This is a genomic window from Rhodoferax sp. PAMC 29310, assembly GCF_017948265.1.
Lineage (GTDB): Bacteria > Pseudomonadota > Gammaproteobacteria > Burkholderiales > Burkholderiaceae_C > Rhodoferax.
Genome location: NZ_CP072852.1, coordinates 2,772,154 through 2,786,349 on the forward strand (window position 1 = coordinate 2,772,154; position 14,196 = coordinate 2,786,349).

Annotated in this window: 13 protein-coding genes; 10 read left to right on the forward strand and 3 right to left on the reverse strand. The window is 61.8% G+C overall.

Annotated features, from left to right (window positions below; translation table 11 throughout):
• Positions 1 to 7 precede the first annotated feature (7 nt).
• Positions 8 to 1,237 (reverse strand): MFS transporter, encoded by a 1,230-nt coding sequence (locus J8G15_RS12825; RefSeq protein WP_240538267.1) that lies wholly within the window; start codon positions 1,235 to 1,237, stop codon positions 8 to 10.
• Between the two features lie 248 nt (positions 1,238 to 1,485).
• Between J8G15_RS12825 and J8G15_RS12830 the strand changes: the two genes are divergently transcribed.
• On the forward strand, positions 1,486 to 1,797 hold the full coding sequence (locus tag J8G15_RS12830) for a hypothetical protein (protein ID WP_210542448.1): 312 nt from the start codon (positions 1,486 to 1,488) through the stop codon (positions 1,795 to 1,797).
• Positions 1,798 to 1,812: 15 nt separating this feature from the next.
• Here J8G15_RS12830 and J8G15_RS12835 read toward each other — a convergent pair whose 3' ends face one another.
• Positions 1,813 to 3,351, reverse strand: a complete 1,539-nt coding sequence (locus J8G15_RS12835) for a YifB family Mg chelatase-like AAA ATPase (protein WP_210542449.1) — start codon at positions 3,349 to 3,351, stop codon at positions 1,813 to 1,815.
• Positions 3,352 to 3,603: 252 nt separating this feature from the next.
• Here J8G15_RS12835 and glnK point away from each other — a divergent pair, with 252 nt between their 5' ends.
• The 8 genes from glnK (at position 3,604) to J8G15_RS12875 (ending at position 11,891) form a co-directional block, all read left to right on the forward strand.
• Positions 3,604 to 3,942, forward strand: coding sequence for a P-II family nitrogen regulator (gene glnK, locus J8G15_RS12840; RefSeq protein ID WP_210542450.1), 339 nt, complete (start codon positions 3,604 to 3,606; stop codon positions 3,940 to 3,942).
• 33 nt (positions 3,943 to 3,975) lie between these two features.
• The gene (locus J8G15_RS12845; RefSeq protein WP_210542451.1) at positions 3,976 to 5,400 is read left to right on the forward strand and encodes an ammonium transporter; all 1,425 of its coding nucleotides are present in this window, start codon (positions 3,976 to 3,978) and stop codon (positions 5,398 to 5,400) included.
• A gap of 119 nt (positions 5,401 to 5,519) precedes the next feature.
• A complete protein-coding gene (locus J8G15_RS12850) occupies positions 5,520 to 6,380 on the forward strand; it encodes an aldose 1-epimerase (RefSeq protein WP_210542452.1) in 861 nt (286 codons plus the stop codon).
• A complete protein-coding gene (locus J8G15_RS12855) occupies positions 6,377 to 7,318 on the forward strand; it encodes an SMP-30/gluconolactonase/LRE family protein (protein WP_210542453.1) in 942 nt (313 codons plus the stop codon). Before J8G15_RS12850 ends, J8G15_RS12855 begins: the two co-directional genes overlap by 4 nt.
• Positions 7,319 to 7,417: 99 nt before the next feature.
• Positions 7,418 to 8,566, forward strand: coding sequence for a glycolate oxidase subunit GlcE (gene glcE, locus J8G15_RS12860; RefSeq protein ID WP_210542454.1), 1,149 nt, complete (start codon positions 7,418 to 7,420; stop codon positions 8,564 to 8,566).
• A 13-nt stretch (positions 8,567 to 8,579) separates the two neighbouring features.
• The gene (glcF, locus tag J8G15_RS12865) at positions 8,580 to 9,830 is read left to right on the forward strand and encodes a glycolate oxidase subunit GlcF (RefSeq protein WP_210542455.1); all 1,251 of its coding nucleotides are present in this window, start codon (positions 8,580 to 8,582) and stop codon (positions 9,828 to 9,830) included.
• Between the two features lie 70 nt (positions 9,831 to 9,900).
• The gene (locus J8G15_RS12870; RefSeq protein ID WP_210542456.1) at positions 9,901 to 10,959 is read left to right on the forward strand and encodes a 3-deoxy-7-phosphoheptulonate synthase; all 1,059 of its coding nucleotides are present in this window, start codon (positions 9,901 to 9,903) and stop codon (positions 10,957 to 10,959) included.
• A 44-nt stretch (positions 10,960 to 11,003) separates the two neighbouring features.
• Positions 11,004 to 11,891: a transglycosylase SLT domain-containing protein gene (locus tag J8G15_RS12875; protein ID WP_210542457.1), complete on the forward strand. Its 888-nt coding sequence runs from the start codon at positions 11,004 to 11,006 to the stop codon at positions 11,889 to 11,891.
• 172 nt (positions 11,892 to 12,063) lie between these two features.
• Here the strand turns inward: J8G15_RS12875 and J8G15_RS12880 are convergent, their stop codons facing one another.
• The gene (locus J8G15_RS12880) at positions 12,064 to 13,137 is read right to left on the reverse strand and encodes a tartrate dehydrogenase (RefSeq protein WP_210542458.1); all 1,074 of its coding nucleotides are present in this window, start codon (positions 13,135 to 13,137) and stop codon (positions 12,064 to 12,066) included.
• Positions 13,138 to 13,239: 102 nt separating this feature from the next.
• Here J8G15_RS12880 and J8G15_RS12885 point away from each other — a divergent pair, with 102 nt between their 5' ends.
• Positions 13,240 to 14,157 carry a LysR substrate-binding domain-containing protein gene (locus tag J8G15_RS12885; protein WP_210542459.1) on the forward strand — a complete coding sequence of 306 codons (918 nt, stop codon included), beginning with the start codon at positions 13,240 to 13,242 and terminating at the stop codon, positions 14,155 to 14,157.
• Positions 14,158 to 14,196: the final 39 nt, after the last annotated feature.

The following is a 14,196-nucleotide window of genomic DNA, read 5'->3' on the forward strand; positions in this document are numbered from 1 at the left end:
AGCGAGGTCAGGCGCGGCGCAACGACAAGCGCTGCGCCGCCGCCAAGGCCACCGTGCCCATCACGCTGAAACCCAGCAGCATCCACAGCCCCTGGGCGTAGCCTGCTTCGGCCGACCAGAGCACGCCCAACAACAGCGGCGCGGCGGCGCGGGCCAGCGCCAGTGGCACACCCAAGGCGCCATTCAAACTGGCCACATGGTCCCGACTCACATACTGCGCCATCGCCGTGCCTTTGACGATGGTCAGCAAGCCATTGCCCAAACCGTACAAGCTGACAAACAGCAGCACCATGGCGACGTGCCAATTCCCCGCCACGGGCGCCGCCAGCAGCGCCAGCAAACCCAAGGGAATCAAGCAGGGGATCAGTCGATTGGCCAGGTGCAGGTCCAGATGGCGTTCAAAGAAATACAGCAGCACCCGGCCCAACACCTGGATGGCGCCAATGCTGGCGGGTATGGCGATGACCCACGCTTCTTCCAAGCCGTTCTCACGCAGCAGGCTGATCATGTGGGCCGGCAAGGCAACCGTCACCGCCATCATCAACACCACAAACGTGGCAATCAACCAAAACGGTGCACTCAGCAGGTAGTGTGAGAGCTGGCGCGGCATGGCTCCACTGGATTGCGCCTCGCCTTTCGCGGTTTTGGGAGCATGCCGCAAAAAACGGAAATGTAACGGAGCGCATACGACCACATGCAACACCGCTAGCACCCACAAGGCATGGCGCCAACCCAAACCGCTGATTAACCCGGCCGTCAGCGGAATGAACACCGTGCTGGCCAGCCCCCCCAAAAATGTCAGGGTGATGATGGCGCGACGAAAGTCATGGGGGAAGCGGCGTGTGACAACCGAAAAGACAGGGGCATACAAGGTGGCCGCCATCGCCGCGCCCAGCCCCGCCCACACCGCGTAGAAGCCGGCGAGGGTACTGACCTGGCTGTGCAAGACCAAAAAAATCGCGGCCAGCACTGAGCCGACAGTGATCACTACACGCTCATGACCCTGGTCAATCCAGCGCCCCACCGGATAAGCCACCAGCCCCTCGACCAGCAGCGCCAGACTGAAGGCCAGCGACGACTCCGCCCGACTCAGCCCCAACTCCCGCTCGACCGGCTCCATGAGCAGGGCGAAGGTGTAAAACAGACTACCCCAGCTGATCAGCTGCGCCAAAGACAACCAGCCAACCAAGCGCCGGTCGTGGCCATGCGCGGTAGAAACCATGTACGAAGTCACCATATATGTATCAATTTGTTATCAACCCTTGGCGGGCTCTGCGCAAGCAGCTATGATTTCAATAGCGGACAGCGATGCCTGCAGTAAGCCGTTACAGGTCATGACGAAATGATACGACTGCCGGCAAAAGTTGATGGTTCAATCGCCCATCCTTGAAGCAAACTGCAATTTTGGCAGGCTGCTCATCCCACTAACCGAGACCGCGTCACAAGCCCATGAGTTGGAAACGATCAAAATTTGCTACCAGCCTGATGAGCCTGTTTGTCGAGCCGGCGCCTGCCCGGCCATCAGCGACACGCGTTCAAGAGGTTCGCCAAGCGATGCTGGATTGTTTTCAGGGCATTCCTCCTGGCCCGGATCAGGCCCGCATCTGGGGCCGCGTACTTTATGCACCCGACATCCAGGCCCTGTGGTACTTGCGCTCTGACATGATGACCTTGTTGTCGCATCCACTGGGCGAAACCGAAGCCCGGACCCGCTTGGCGGGCGTCACCGCGCTGTTCACCGGCCTCTTGCCGGCCGCCCAAAAGGCCAGGATCACTCGTCCGCCTCCCCGCCGCTAGCCGGCTTAAAAACCTTCAGGTATTGGCCCGAGACGCGCGGCGGTACTGCATGGCCTCGGCGACATGGGCCACCTGGGTTGTCTGAGCACCTGCCAAGTCGGCAATGGTGCGCGCGACCTTCAACGCCCGATGTGTGCTGCGCCCTGACCAACCCAATCGGGCGGCGGCCACGTTCAAGAACTTTGCGGCAGCCTCGTCCAGCAAGACGTATGCATCAATTTCCTGCCCCTGCAGATCGTGATTGGATTTGCCCTGGCGTTGCACAGCGCCTGCCCTTGCCTGTGTGCAGCGTTCGCGAATCACGGCACTGGCCTCGCCCGGTGCCGCATGTAGCAACTCCGAGGCTAGAACGGAGGGCACGTCCACATGCAGGTCAATGCGGTCCATCAAAGGACCGCTCAACTTGCCCTGATAGCGCGAAACCTGATCAGGGGAGCAGCGACAAGCCCTTTGCGTCGACCCCAAATAGCCACAGGGACAGGGGTTCATGGCGCCAATCAACTGAAAGCGTGCCGGGAATTCAGCTCGCCGCGCCGCACGCGAAATTGTGATCAAACCGGACTCCAGCGGCTCACGCAGAGCCTCCAAGGCCGCCCGCGGAAACTCTGGGAGTTCGTCCAGGAACAAGACCCCGTGATGCGCCAGCGAAATTTCGCCCGGACGGGGCGGTGACCCGCCACCCACCAAGGCCACCGCACTGGCCGTGTGATGCGGACTGCACGTCGGACGTTGGCCCCACTTCTCCAGCGCAAAGCGCCCGCCCAGCGAGGCCACGGCCGCACATTGCAGCGCTTGCGTCGTTGTCATGGCCGGCAACAGGCCTGCAAAACGCTGCGCGAGCATGGATTTGCCCGAGCCTGGCGGCCCACTGAGTAACAAACTGTGGCCACCAGCGGCCGCGATTTCCAGCGCGCGCCGCGCGCCAGGCTGCCCTTTGACGTCAGCCATATCGGGGTAATGAGCCGCTTGCATCTCGGTTCTTGCCGTCACGCGCGACCAACCAGCACTGGCATCTATCGCCGGCACATCCGGGTTGGCGGGCAAGAAATACTGAACCACGTCAAGCAAATGGCGGGCTTCAAAGACGTGGGCATTGGGCACCAAGGCGGCTTCTGTCGCGCTTTCGGGGGGCAACACAAGGCGGGTCTGAACCCCGCCCGCATGCAAGGCGAGGCTCATGGCCAGCGCACCCCTCACGGGGCGCAACTCGCCCGACAAGGACAACTCGCCGGCGAACTCATGACCCGCCAACCGCGCGCCGTCAATTTGCCCGCTGGCGGCCAAGATGCCCAGGGCGATCGGCAAATCAAAGCGCCCTGAGTCCTTGGGTAAGTCGGCTGGCGCGAGATTGACTGTGATGCGTTTGTTATGGGGAAACTCCAACCCCGAGTTCTGAATGGCCGAGCGAACCCGTTCGCGAGCCTCCTTGACCTCAACATCAGCCAAGCCCACCAAAGTAAAACTAGGCAGACCATTGGCCAGATGAACTTCAACTGTCACCGCTGCGGCATCTAGGCCCAATAGGGCACGGCTTTGCACCAAAGAAAGACTCATGAGACCACCCTCTCCAAAAAGGTGCAGCCATTTAGGTGCACCTCGAAATCAATTGCACCAATTAAGTGCGTACTGTTTATTTATACATGCATACTAGCGCATCTGCTCGCCGGTGCGTGAGGCCAATACGCAACAAAGGTGGCAATAGTTGGCATGAACTCTGCTTTACCTCGTTATCCCCAACCTTGTTGGCGCAGTTATCGCAAACGTGGTGACTGAACCACGCCATTGTTTCCATGCCCAGGAGAATCTATGAAACTCGTTACCGCCATCATTAAACCCTTCAAGCTGGACGAAGTGCGTGAAGCACTGTCGACCATCGGTGTGCAGGGCATCACTGTCACTGAAGTCAAAGGTTTTGGCCGCCAGAAAGGCCACACTGAGCTGTACCGTGGCGCGGAATACGTGGTTGATTTCTTGCCCAAGGTGAAGATTGAAGCCGCCATCTCAGACGAGTTGGTCGAGCGAGTGATTGAAGCCATTGAAGAGTCCGCCCGCACCGGCAAGATTGGCGACGGCAAGATTTTTGTGACCGCCATCGAGCAAGTGGTTCGCATCCGCACGGGCGAGACTGGCAAAGAAGCCCTGTAAAGCCACCCCATTCATCAGACACGAGAAAGAACCATGAAAAAACTACTTGCCTCCCTTGTATTGGGTGTGAGCCTGCTCGGAAGTGGTGCCATTGCCTTGGCCCAGACCGAAGCCGCACCCGCTGTTACCGCGGCGGCTGCCGATGCAGCCGCCGCGCCAGCCGCCATGGCTGTTGAAGCCGCTCCAGCGGTGGCCGAAGCCGCCCCCGCTGCGGCCGCGCCAGCCCCCACGGTTGACAAAGGCGACACCGCCTGGATGATGATCTCCACCGTGCTGGTCATCATGATGATCGTCCCGGGCCTGGCCCTGTTCTATGGCGGTTTGGTGCGCAGCAAAAACATGCTGTCCGTGCTTATGCAAGTCATGGTCGTTTTCTCAATGATCTCCGTGCTGTGGGCCGTGTACGGCTACAGCGTGGCCTTCGGGGGAGAAGGACTGATCTGGGGCAACCTCAGCAAGCTGTTCCTCAAAGGCGTGACACCGGCATCGCTGGCGGACACGTTCACGGTCGGCGTGAAGATTCCTGAGTTCATTTTCATCGCCTTCCAGGCTACTTTTGCTGGCATCACCTGCGCACTGATCGTCGGCTCGTTTGCCGAGCGCATGAAGTTCTCCGCTGTGCTGCTGTTCAGTGCATTGTGGTTCACTTTCAGCTACCTGCCCATTGCCCACATGGTGTGGGGCTCCGGTGGCTACCTGCTGGGCAAAGGCGCGCTGGACTTCGCTGGCGGCACCGTGGTGCACATCAATGCCGCTGTTGCTGGCCTGGTGGGTGCTTACATGGTGGGCAAGCGCATTGGCTACGGCAAAGAAGCCATGGCGCCTCACAGCCTGACACTGACCATGGTCGGTGCATCAATGTTGTGGGTGGGCTGGTTTGGCTTCAACGCTGGCTCCAATCTGGAATCCAATGGCGGTGCCACTTTGGCATTCATCAACACCTTGCTGGCCACGTCAGGTGCGGTGTTGTCCTGGTCGATTGGTGAAGCCATGCACAAAGGCAAAGCCTCCATGCTGGGCGCGGCGTCTGGCGCAGTTGCCGGCCTGGTGGCCATCACACCCGCTTGCGGCACAGTTGGCCCCATGGGCGCCATCATCATCGGCGTGTTGGCTGGTTTCATCTGCTTGTGGGGCATCGGTGGCCTGAAGCGAATGCTGGGTGCGGACGACACGCTCGACGTGTTTGGTATCCACGGCGTGGGAGGTATTGTGGGTGCTTTGTTGACGGGTGTGTTCACCGCGCCTAGCCTGGGTGGCACGGGTGCTGCTGACTTCTCCATCGCTCACCAGGTGTGGGTGCAGGCCGAAGGTGTGTTAATCACCATCGTCTGGTCCGGTGTGGTGGCTTTTATCGCCTACAAACTGGTCGACGTTGTTCTGGGACTGCGTGTCAGCGAAGAAGACGAGCGCGAAGGCCTGGACATCACGTCTCACGGCGAAACCGCTTACAACCGCTGATCGCCCTCTCGCTGCCCAGTGCAGCGTGACCGATCATCCAACCCACCGGGGCCTCAGGCGCCGGTGGGTTTTTTCATGGGGACATGCAGTGCACAATGACACTCAAGGAGACCCTCACCATGACCACACTCATCCAACTCAACGCCGGCACACTGCGTTGCGATATTGCCCCTGAGCTGGGCGGCAGCTTGGTCGGTTTTTGGCTGGGCGACACGCCGGTGTTGCGTCCGGCACCCCATGCCACAAGCGCCCGCGACGCCAGCAGCTACCCTCTGGTACCGTTTTCCAACCGCATTGGCCAGGCCTCCTTGCAATGGCAGGGCACCAGCCACCCCTTGGTGAAAAACTTCGAGCCCGAGCCACACGCGATTCACGGTCTGGGCTGGCAGCGCCCCTGGCAGGTGCTGGAGCAAAGCGAAGGGTTCGTGCTGATGAGCATGGAGCACCGCCCGGACGCCTCTTGGCCGTTTGCCTTTGATGCCTCCCAAGCGTTTCGTTTGACCGGCGACATGCTGGAGATGAGTCTGAGCATCACCAACCAATCCGACACCCCTGCGCCGGTGGGCTTGGGCTGGCACCCCTTCTTCGTCAAACGCCCTGGCAGTCACGTCTCGTTCAACGCCACTGGCCGCTGGGAAATGGGCGACGACAAGTTGCCCACCCACCGCCTGCCCGCCACCGGGCTGGACACGGATTGCGCCACACTCAAAGTGGACCACTGCTTCGACGGCTGGCCCGGCGTGCTGCACCTGCACGACGAGGCCCTGGCCATTCGCGTCAGCGCCAATCAAAGCCGCCTGGTGGTGTACACCCATGCACAGCTGCCCAGCATCGCCATCGAGCCGGTCAGCCATGTCAACAACGCAATCAACCTGCTGGCGGCTGGCGTGGCCAGCGCCGAAGAACTGGGTATTCGCATCCTTCAACCTGGCGAATCCCTCAGCACCGAAATGAGCATTCACGTGGAGAAAGCCTTATGACAACCAACAACACCCCCTGGCAGGCCGTCACCACCAGCCCCAATGAACTGGGAGAGTCTCCCTTCTGGCACCCGCAAGAGCAACGGCTCTACTGGCTGGACATTCCGGGCAAGCAGTTGCTGCGCACGGACACCGTCGGCGGCGTGGTGGACACCTGGGACATGCCCGAAGAGCCCGGCTGTATGGCGCCTGCAGCCAGTGGGGGCTGGGTCATTGCCCTGCGCCACGGCATTTTTCGAGCGCACCAATGGGGTGGGGAATTGCAGCGCATTGCCACGCTGGACTACGATACGAGCCAAATGCGGGCCAACGACGGCAAGTGCGATGCGCTAGGGCGCTTCTGGGTCGGCACCATCGACGAGCCCAAAAAGTCGATGAACGCCGCCCTGTACATGGTGGACTGCCGCGATGGCCGCACACCCCACATTGAACGCAAGGCGGGCGACGCGCTCACCGCCAACGGCCTGGGCTGGAGCCCTGACGGCCACACGCTTTACTGGTCTGACACCCCGCGCCACGTCGTGCACGTCTGGGACTTTGACCCCACCAGCGCCGCCATGACCGGGCACCGGCAATTTCAACAACTACCCGGCAAACCCGAGGGCTGGCAGTTTGAACCCAGCCCCGCCAACGGCGGCTACCAGGGCCGCCCCGACGGCGCGGCAGTAGACGTGCAAGGCAATTACTACGCGGCCATGTTTGAAGGCCGGCGCATCTGCAAGTTCTCATCCGACGGTCGCTTGCTGGACGAGATTGAGACCCCGGCACAGTGCCCCACCATGCCCTGCTTTGGCGGCGACGACCTGAAAACCCTGTTCATCACCACCGCCCGCCATGGCCGAAGCGCTGACGAACTGGCCGCCCTGCCACTGTCAGGCTGTGTGTTTTCAATGCCGGTGGACGTGCCCGGATTGCCGGTGAATCTTTTCGTGGACTAAGTTTTTGCACCGGCTGGTTTCAAAAAATTCACACTACCCCCCAGAGTGGCGCTTTACCATCCACGCCATCTCCTGCGCATCAATCAAGGCCACTGCCCCATGGACTCCTCGCTTCGTCAACTGACCGACCGCATCCTCGCCGCTGCCGCTGACGGCACACCGCTTCGCATTCGCGGCGGCGGCAGCAAAGACTTTTATGGTCAAACCCTGCAAGGGGACGTGCTGGACTTAAGGCCTCACACCGGCATCACCAGTTACGAACCCACCGAGCTGGTGGTGACCGTGCGCGCCGGCACGCCGCTGGTCCATCTGGAAGCCACCCTGGCCGAACGCGGCCAGTGCCTGGCCTTCGAGCCGCCGCGCTTTGCCGGGGCCGACGCGTCCACTTGCGGCGGCATGGTGGCCGCAGGTTTGAGTGGCCCGGCGCGTGCCAGCGTGGGTTCAGTGCGCGACTTTGTGCTGGGCGTGAGCCTGATCAACGGCCGGGGCGAAGCCCTGACTTTTGGCGGCCAGGTCATGAAAAATGTCGCGGGCTACGACGTATCCCGCCTGATGGTGGGCGCTCTCGGCACGCTGGGCGTGCTCACCGAGATTTCGCTCAAAGTACTGCCCGTGGCCCCGGCGGAAGCCACTCTCATGTGCGCGGGGCTCAACCAACAACAGGCTTTGGACCTGCTCAACCGCTGGGGCGGCCAGCCCCTGCCCTTGAGCGCGAGCTGCTGGGTGCGGGACGACACGGCCACCCCCGTGCGCGACTTTTTGTTTGTGCGCCTGCGCGGCGCCATTGCCGCCGTGCAATCAGCCGGCCCGCGCCTGATTGCCGACATGCACGCGTTGGGCGGCGAAGTCCGCGTGATGGACAACACCGAGGCGGGAGCCGACTGGACCGCCTGCCGCGACCAAACCCTGCCTTTCTTTACCCGGCCCGCGCCAGAGATGGGCTTGTGGCGCCTGTCGCTGCCGCAAACCGCGCCAGCCTTGCCGCTGCCCTACGCCCAGTTGGTGGAGTGGCACGGTGGCCAGCGCTGGCTGTGGGCACCCGAAAGCGCGGCCCCAGCGCTGCGTCAAGCGGCAGCCGAGGTGGGCGGAAGTGCTACGCTATTCATAGCTTCTTGTGGCGATAATTCCAAGGTTACACCCCGATTTGATGCATTAAAACCACCCTTGGACGGCATTCACCAGCGGCTCAAGGCCGAATTCGACCCCGCGGGCATTTTCAACCGCGCCCGCCTTTACCCCGACTTCTGAACGGCACGCCCCCATGCAAACCAACCTGGCTCCTGAATACCAAGGCACGGCGGACGGCAACGCGGCCGAAGCCATTCTGCGCAAATGCGTGCACTGCGGTTTTTGCACCGCCACCTGCCCCACCTACCAGCTGCTCGGTGACGAGCTGGACGGCCCACGCGGCCGCATTTATCTGATGAAACAGGTGCTGGAGGGCGCCACACCCACCCGCAAAACCCAGATGCACCTGGACCGCTGCCTGACCTGCCGCAACTGCGAGTCCACCTGCCCCTCTGGCGTGGACTACGGTCACCTGGTGGACATTGGCCGCAAGCTGGTCGACGCCAAAGTGCCGCGCCCGCTGGGTGAGCGCGCCCTGCGCTGGGCGCTGAAGGAAGGTTTGCCCTCGCCCCTGTTTGCCCCCGCGATGGCCATGGGCCAGTTGGTGCGACCCTTGCTGCCCGCCTCACTAAAGGCCAAGGTGCCGGCCAAGCAAAACGCCGGCAAACTGCCCACCGGCGTGCATGGGCGCAAGGTACTGATGCTGGCTGGCTGCGTGCAACCCGCCATGATGCCCAACATCAACAGCGCCACCATGCGCGTATTCGACGCCGCGGGCATCCAAACTGTCATCGCCCCCAAAGCCGGTTGCTGTGGCGCGGTCAAATTTCACCTGAACGACCAGGACGGTGGCAAGGCGGAAATGCGGGCCAATATCGACGCCTGGTGGCCCCATGTGCAAGACCAGGACGGCCGCCCCGGCGTGGAAGGCATCATCATGAACGCCTCGGGCTGTGGCGTCACCGTCAAGGAATACGGCCACATTTTGAAAGACGACCCGCTTTACGCCGGCAAGGCCGCCCGCGTCAGCGAGCTGACCCGCGACGTGAGCGAGTGGCTGCCCGAACTGGCCGCCGCCCTGAAAGACCGCGTCAAACCCACGGCTGCCCCCATCGCCTTTCACCCGCCCTGCACACTTCAGCACGGGCAACAACTGCGCGGCGGCGTCGAGCAGCACTTGGGCGACTTGGGCTTCACGGTCAAGGTCACCGGCTGTGAGGCGCACCTGTGCTGCGGCTCGGCAGGCACCTACTCGGTACTCAACCCCAAGCTGTCCTACGAGTTGCGCGACCGAAAACTCGGCCATCTGGCCACCACCTTTGGCGACGCCAAGCCAGCGGTCATTGCCTCCGCCAACATCGGTTGCATCACCCATTTGCAAAGCGGCACCGCCACGCCGGTGCGCCACTGGATCGAGATTCTCGACGACTCACTGCAATATTGATAGCTGCTTGCGCATAATCAGCGAGGGCAAAGAGCATATTTCATTCACAAGTTACTTAACCGCTGCTGCCATGACCTTTCCCACCGCCCTTGAAAACCTGAACATCCTGGCGCAGCGCACGCTGCCGCCGCCCAGCCAGCTGCACCTGGACATTGCCGCCAGCGCCGCGGCCATGCAAAACGTCAACGCCGCCAGGGCGGCGTTGACCGAAATCCTGAGCGGGCGCGACAAGCGCCTGATCGTGGTCGTGGGCCCCTGCTCCATCCACGACCCCAAAGCCGCGATGGAATACGCCAAAAAACTCAAGGCCCTGGCCGAAGAGCTGAAAGACCAGCTCTTCATCGTGATGCGGGTCTACTTTGAGAAGCCCCGCACCACCGTGGGCTGGAAAGGCCTGATCAACGACCCGCACATGGACGACTCCTTCCAGATTGAGGAAGGGCTGCATCTGGCGCGCCAGTTGCTGGTCGACCTGAACGAGCTCGGCCTGCCCTGCGGCACCGAGGCGCTGGACCCCATCACCCCGCAGTACCTGGGCGACATGATTGCCTGGAGCGCCATTGGCGCGCGCACCACCGAGAGCCAGACCCACCGCGAAATGGCCAGCGGCCTGTCCAGCCCCGTTGGCTTCAAAAACGGCACCGACGGTGACCTGGATGTGGCATTGAACGCCATGCTCTCCGCCGCCCAGCCCCACGCCTTTTTGGGCATCAACGGCCAAGGTCAAGTCGCGGTCACCCAAACCCGCGGTAACGCCCAAGGCCAGCTGATTTTGCGCGGCGGGCCCGTGCCCAATTACGACTCGGTGGCCGTGGCCCAAGCCGAAGCGGCGCTCATCGCCGCCAAGCTGCCGGCCAACATCGTGGTCGATTGCAGCCACGCCAACTCGCGCAAAAACCACGCCCTGCAGACCCTGGTGCTGAAAGACGTGGTGAACCAGATCGCCGATGGCAACCGCTCCATCAAGGGCGTCATGCTGGAGTCCAACCTGCTTGAAGGCAATCAAAAACTGGGCAAGCCGGCCGACCTGCGCTACGGCGTGTCCATCACCGACGCCTGCCTGAGCTGGGACACGACCGAGGCTTGCCTGCGTGAAGCGGCGGCCAAGCTGGGCACTGTCGCGCTCTGACAAAGCGCAAGCCAGGCGCGTTTGAAAGACCGATACTGAGTCTTATGCGCAGCCTCTTTTCCACTGTTTTGCTGGTAACTGCTTGTGCGGCCCTGCCCGCGATGGCAGCCTCTGAGGACGAGGCGGCTGGCGAGGCCTTGCGCCAGCAGGCTATTGCGCTAGAGCATGGTGAAGGCGTGCCGCGCGACTTGGACCAAGCCGCGAAGATCTACTGCCAAAGCGCATTTCTGGGCGACGCCGTGGCCCAGTACAACTTGGGCTGGATGTACGCCAACGGCCGCGGGGTTCCCCGGCAAGACGGCATGGCCGCCTACTTCTTCCATGCCGCCGCCGAGCAAGGCTTGGACGGCGCGAAAACCATGCTCCAAGCCGTGGGCAACACTCCGACCGAAACCCCCGAGTGCATGCGAGAGACCGCACCACAGCCCGTGATTGAGGCCGCCGCGCCGCCTATGCCCAAGGTGGACTACGCCCTGATTGCCCCGCGAAAAATCATGGACCTGGTCATGAAGCTGGCGCCGCAGTTCAAAATCGAGCCCCAACTGGCGCTGGCCATCATTGCCGCGGAATCCAACTTTGACGTGCAAGCGCTATCGCCCAAAAACGCCCAGGGCCTGATGCAGCTCATTCCCGACACCAGCGCGCGCTTCAACGTGAAAAACCCCTACGACCCCGCGCAAAACATTCGCGGCGGCCTCACCTACCTGCGCTGGTTGCTGGCTTATTTTGAAGGTGACGTGTCTTTGGTCGCCGCCGCCTACAACTCCGGCGAAGGCACCGTGGAGCGCTACAAGGGTGTGCCACCGTACAAAGAAACCCGTAACTACGTGAAACGCATCATCCGATCCGTGGGCATGCTGGCCCACCCGTTCGAGCGCAAGTTTGCCGAACCATCACCGGCACTGGCACTGATTCGCACCTCCAGTCAGTAGCAAGTTAAACGTCACGGCGTGCCACGGAAGCGGGAGGCGTTGGTCGGCAATGTGGCGTCGACTTCAAGAGTTGTTCTGGCCCATCTCGACCAAGAGCGCACATGATGTCCGCACCGTGCTGGCGGCCAGACGTGTTAATGACCTGCAAACAAGCTGGCAATGCGTCCCCCATTCAGACCAGTTCGGCAATAGCCTTGCCCATCTCGGTGGTTGACGCGCTGCCGCCGAGGTCGCGCGTGCGCGGGCCGCTCGACAGCACCGTTTCGATCGCCTTGACGATCGCGTTGTGCGCCTCACGATGGCCCAGGAAGTCGAGCATCAGCGCGCCGGACCAGATCATCGCGACCGGATTGGCGATGTTCTGACCATAGATGTCAGGCGCCGAGCCGTGCACTGGCTCGAACAGCGACGGAAAGTTACGCTCCGGATTCAGGTTCGCCGACGGCGCCAGGCCGATCGTGCCGGTACAGGCCGGGCCGAGGTCGGACAGGATGTCGCCGAACAGGTTGCTCGCAACCACCACGTCAAACCGATTCGGCTGCAGCACAAAGCGGGCGCAGAGGATGTCGATGTGCTGCTTGTCGACCGTGACCTCGGGGTAGCCCGTGCCAACGGCGTCGGCACGACCATCCCACCAAGGCATGCTGATCGCAATGCCGTTGCTCTTGATCGCAACCGTCAGGTGCTTGCGGGCCCGGCTATTTGCGAGCTCGAACGCGTACTTCAGCACCCGGTCCGTGCCGAAGCGCGAAAACACGGACTCCTGGATCACGATCTCGCGGTCGGTTCCGGCGTACATCATGCCGCCGAGGTTGGTGTATTCGCCCTCGGTGTTCTCCCGCACGATGAGGAAGTCGATGTCCCCAGCCTTGCGCCCGGCCAGCGGGCACGGCACACCATCGAACAGCCGCACCGGACGCAGGTTGATGTACTGGTCGAACTCACGGCGGAATTTCAGCAGAGAACCCCACAGCGAAACGTGATCGGGCACCGTGGCCGGCCAGCCGACTGCCCCGAAATAGACCGCGTCGTGGCCCTGGAGTTGATCTTTCCAATCGACGGGCATCATCGCGCCGGTCTTGGCGTAGTAGTCGCAGCTTGCCCACTCGATGGGCGTGAGCTCTAGCTCGAAGCCAAAACGCCTTGACGCCGCATCAAGGACGCGCAGGCCCTCAGGCATGACTTCTTTGCCGATGCCGTCGCCTGGGATCGCTGCGATCTTGAGTACTTTGGTGCCACTTTTCATGATGATCTCCGGTTTGGTGTGTAGAAATTCTAAAAAGCCGATGGCACATCTTTGAAGGGTAAGGTGGAACCGGTCTCAACCAAAGGTTGGCGATCCACCTTCATGAGCAACACGATCCAACCATCTGAAATCAGTTTCTTTGCCGCTGTAGCGTCCAGCGCAAGCCTAAGCGCTGGCGCTCGGGAGCTCGGCATCACGACGTCAGCGGTGAGCAAACGACTACTCCAAATGGCGGCTAGGCTCGGGTTCTCGCTGTTGAATCGAACCACCAGGCGCATGAGCTTGACGCCGGAGGGAGAGGTGTTGTTTGACAAAGCAAGAAGGATCCTGGCCGACATCGACGACCTGAACCAGCTCATGGCCCACGACAAAGATGCCCCCAAAGGACTGCTGCGCGTCAACGCAACCCTTGGGTTTGGAAGAATGCATGTCGCCCCCATCATCGCTCGCTTCTCGGAAAAGTATTCCGAAGTGCACGTTCAACTGCAGCTTTCAGCGCACCCACCGCCTCTCACAGACGATAGTTTTGACGTCTGTGTTCGTTTCGGCGAGCCACCGGATGCCCGTGTGTTGGCACGCTACCTCGCCTCGAACCGGCGCTTGATATGCGCCTCTCCCAAGTACATTGCCGGGCACGATCAACCCACACGGCCCCACGAGTTGGTTCGACACAATTGCATTGTGATCCGGCAGGGCGAAGAATCTTATGGCGTGTGGCGCCTCTCCTCGGGCGCCGGGGAAAAGAAACGTGTTGAGATGGTCAAGGTGCGCGGCAATCTATCGACCAACGACGGCGAGATCGCAGTCAACTGGGCGCTCGGTGGACTTGGTGTTCTCATGCGAGCTGAATTCGACATCCGGCGCTACTTGGCCAGTGGCCGCCTGGTCCAGGTTCTGCCGCAGTACGACACGCCCGGCGCCGACATCTATGCGGTTTATCCCCAGCGCCACCAACTCTCGACACGCGTGCAGGTGTTTGTAGAATTCGCGGCGGCAGCGCTAAAAGCTGATCGGGTGTAGGCAAACCAAGCGCGCACTGCCGGGGAAAGGTTCCGTACT

Bases quoted from the DNA above. Each gene is read 5' to 3' on its own strand.
- J8G15_RS12835 (WP_210542449.1), bottom strand. From the start codon at position 3,351: ATGAGTCTTTCTTTGGTGCAAAGCCGTGCCCTATTGGGCCTAGATGCC.
- J8G15_RS12855 (WP_210542453.1), top strand. From the start codon at position 6,377: ATGACAACCAACAACACCCCCTGGCAGGCCGTCACCACCAGCCCCAAT.
- glcF (WP_210542455.1), top strand. From the start codon at position 8,580: ATGCAAACCAACCTGGCTCCTGAATACCAAGGCACGGCGGACGGCAAC.
- J8G15_RS12850 (WP_210542452.1), top strand. From the start codon at position 5,520: ATGACCACACTCATCCAACTCAACGCCGGCACACTGCGTTGCGATATT.
- J8G15_RS12830 (WP_210542448.1), top strand. From the start codon at position 1,486: ATGAGCCTGTTTGTCGAGCCGGCGCCTGCCCGGCCATCAGCGACACGC.
- glnK (WP_210542450.1), top strand. From the start codon at position 3,604: ATGAAACTCGTTACCGCCATCATTAAACCCTTCAAGCTGGACGAAGTG.
- J8G15_RS12845 (WP_210542451.1), top strand. From the start codon at position 3,976: ATGAAAAAACTACTTGCCTCCCTTGTATTGGGTGTGAGCCTGCTCGGA.
- glcE (WP_210542454.1), top strand. From the start codon at position 7,418: ATGGACTCCTCGCTTCGTCAACTGACCGACCGCATCCTCGCCGCTGCC.
- J8G15_RS12870 (WP_210542456.1), top strand. From the start codon at position 9,901: ATGACCTTTCCCACCGCCCTTGAAAACCTGAACATCCTGGCGCAGCGC.
- J8G15_RS12875 (WP_210542457.1), top strand. From the start codon at position 11,004: ATGCGCAGCCTCTTTTCCACTGTTTTGCTGGTAACTGCTTGTGCGGCC.
- J8G15_RS12825 (WP_240538267.1), bottom strand. From the start codon at position 1,237: ATGGTGACTTCGTACATGGTTTCTACCGCGCATGGCCACGACCGGCGC.
- J8G15_RS12880 (WP_210542458.1), bottom strand. From the start codon at position 13,137: ATGAAAAGTGGCACCAAAGTACTCAAGATCGCAGCGATCCCAGGCGAC.
- J8G15_RS12885 (WP_210542459.1), top strand. From the start codon at position 13,240: ATGAGCAACACGATCCAACCATCTGAAATCAGTTTCTTTGCCGCTGTA.